Here is a 2967-nt window from a genome sequence, read left to right as displayed (position 1 = left end):
ACAACACTTTTAATGTTGGGGTCCTGGGTTCGAGCCCCAGGCGGATCACTTAGGAATCGGAGAGTTACGCCAAAGTAATTCTCTTTTTTTTATGTCTAAATTGCGTTGGTTTACATGGTTCAGTTAAACCGATAGTTAAACTAAGAATGATAGTAACGGTTAATGTAATATACTGTAAATCAAAAGTTTTAAGAATAATGAGTCACCACTTATGGTGAGAATCTGTAAGAATGGAAAGAAGAAGTACAAGAGTTTAGGAATCTCTGTCAATCCTGCACATTGGGACTTCAAGAAGAACCTGCCTAAGCCCAAATGTCCCAACCATGAAGCATTGCTTATTATAAACAAGAGGATTAGCGTTTTTATTGAAAATTTAGTACTTAAATATCCCGGATTCTAATCTGTTTATTTATGCCTTTTTTAATTTGTATTTAATCGGGATGTTTTTATTTCTTTAATATAGAATCGTGATCTTTGTGAATGTAATTTTTTGAGATTATAAATTAATGCTATTTTTGCATATCTTGAATTTTAATCATCAACATAAACACTATCATACATGAAAAATCAAATTTTTTATTGCGTTTTATTTGTTTTATGGGGTTTTTGCGCTTATACAGGAAAAGCTCAGAATATTTTTCCGTTTCAAAACCCTGATCTTTCTTTCGAAAAAAGGGTAGATGATTTGGTATCTCGGTTGACACTGGAAGAAAAGATTTCCCAAATGTTGAATAAAGCTCCGGCTATCGAGCGTTTGGGTATTCCGGCCTATGATTGGTGGAATGAATGTTTGCATGGAGTTGGACGTACACCTTATAAGGTGACGGTATTTCCACAAGCCATAGGTATGGCTGCAACATGGGATGATGCTTTATTTCAACAAGTTGCATCATCTGTTGCCGATGAAGGCCGGGCTATATATCATGATGCCATATCGAAAGGGGTTCATGAAATTTATCATGGATTGACTTATTGGACTCCGAATATTAACATTTTTCGAGATCCGCGCTGGGGAAGAGGACAGGAGACTTACGGAGAAGACCCTTATTTGACCGGAACTTTAGGAAAGGCTTTCGTCAACGGTTTGCAGGGTGATGATCCTAAATATTTAAAAGCATCGGCATGCGCAAAACATTATGCCGTGCATAGTGGTCCGGAAATTTCCCGGCATTTTTTCAATACAGAAGTGAGCATGTATGATTTGTGGGACACATATTTACCTGCTTTCAGAGATTTGGTCGTGGATGCGAAAGTGTCGAGCGTAATGTGTGCTTACAATGCTTTGGCCGGTCAGCCGTGTTGTGGAAATGACCTTTTAATGCAGGATATTTTAAGAAAACAATGGAAGTTTACCGGTTATGTGACATCTGATTGCGGAGCTATTGATGATTTCTTGAAGCATAAAACTCACGCCGATGCTGCTCATGCCTCGGCTGATGCCGTATTGCATGGAACAGATCTTGAATGTGGGCAGAATATATATGTAAAACTGGTTGATGCCGTGAAACAAGGACTTATTACCGAAGCTCAGATCGATGAATCTGTAAAGCGCCTTTTTATGACCCGGTTCCGTTTGGGGCTTTTTGATCCTGCAGATCGGGTAAAATATGCCGATACTCCGTTGTCTGTTCTTGAATGTGACGAACACAAGGCATTGGCTTTGAAAATGTCCAGGGAATCGGTTGTGTTGTTGAAAAATGATAATGTATTGCCTTTACGTAAAAATTTAAAGAAAATTGCTGTTATAGGTCCGAATGCCGATGACTCGACTGTTGTATTGGGAAATTATAACGGCTTTCCCTCCAAGGTGATTACTCCGCTGGAGGCAATACGTTCGAAAGTCGGAAAGCGCACACAAGTCATTTACGATAGAGCGATAGATTGTGTGAAACCTTCGGATGAGAAAACCTTAAATGCTTTGATAGAACGCTTAAAAGGTGTAGATCAGGTGATTTTTGTAGGGGGAATATCTCCTCGTCTTGAAGGTGAGGAATTGCCGATCTCGGTCGATGGATTTCGAGGAGGAGACCGTACGACAATTGCTTTACCTGAAGTACAGACTGAATTGATGAAAAAAATGAAGGAAGCGGGTTTGCCGGTTATTTTTGTGATGATGACGGGTAGTGCTTTAGGTATAGAATGGGAATCTCAGAATATTCCTGCTATCCTGAATGCATGGTATGGCGGTCAATTTGCAGGACAAGCAATTGCAGATGTATTATTTGGCGACTATAATCCGTCGGGGAAGCTGCCTGTTACGTTCTATCGTTCGGATAGCGATTTGCCGCCTTTCGGAGCGTTTTCTATGGCAAATAGAACTTATCGCTATTTCAAAGGTGAAGCATTGTATCCATTCGGCTTTGGGTTAAGTTATACGATGTTCGATTATTCTGTACCGCAAGTCGTATCCGGAGGAAAAGTCGGTGAGCCGATAAAAGTTTCGGTAAAAGTTAAAAATATAGGGAAGAAAGATGGGGATGAAGTTGTCCAACTGTATCTTTCTCATGAAGGTGTGGAAAAAGCTCCGATTACGGCTTTGAAAGGATTTAAGCGAGTTTATTTGAAAGCAGGAGAAGAAAAAACGCTTTCGTTCGAGATTTCTCCGAGAGATATGTCTTTGCCGGATGAAAACGGAGTCATAACTGTTTTTCCGGGTAAGAAAACAATATATGTCGGAGGAATGTCGCCTACTCCTGAGGCTAAGTCGAAAGGATTGGTAAAAAGTTCTGTATGTCAGATTACAGGAGATGCTTATGTAATAAGATGATTGGGTTTTAGAAGTAGAATTTGTAACAGACTCTGAGGCGGTCATTTTGACCGCCTTATTTTTTGTTTAGACAATCTGTTTTCTATTTTTTTTGCTGTCATGAGGCTTTGTTTGTCTTTCTTATCGAGGCTGAGAATACTCTTAAAAATAAATATATTGAGAAACAACTTCTGTTATGATAGGACCAAAATATATAAGAG

Annotated in this window: 2 protein-coding genes; both read left to right on the top strand. The window is 39.3% G+C overall.

What is annotated here, in order from left to right; all coding sequences use genetic code 11:
• The first annotated feature begins 211 nt into the window (after positions 1-211).
• Positions 212-400, top strand: a complete 189-nt coding sequence (locus AC1WHX_RS11575; RefSeq protein WP_229088672.1) for an Arm DNA-binding domain-containing protein — start codon at positions 212-214, stop codon at positions 398-400.
• Between the two features lie 159 nt (positions 401-559).
• On the top strand, positions 560-2767 hold the full coding sequence (locus AC1WHX_RS11570; RefSeq protein WP_122337703.1) for a glycoside hydrolase family 3 C-terminal domain-containing protein: 2208 nt from the start codon (positions 560-562) through the stop codon (positions 2765-2767).
• Positions 2768-2967: the final 200 nt, after the last annotated feature.

Source organism: Coprobacter sp. (genome assembly GCF_982436375.1).
Note: the sequence above shows the minus strand (reverse complement) of the source record. Positions and strands in the feature narration are given on the sequence as shown.

Coding starts and splice junctions, on each gene's coding strand:
- AC1WHX_RS11575 (WP_229088672.1), top strand. CDS start 212: ATGGTGAGAATCTGTAAGAATGGAAAGAAGAAGTACAAGAGTTTAGGA.
- AC1WHX_RS11570 (WP_122337703.1), top strand. CDS start 560: ATGAAAAATCAAATTTTTTATTGCGTTTTATTTGTTTTATGGGGTTTT.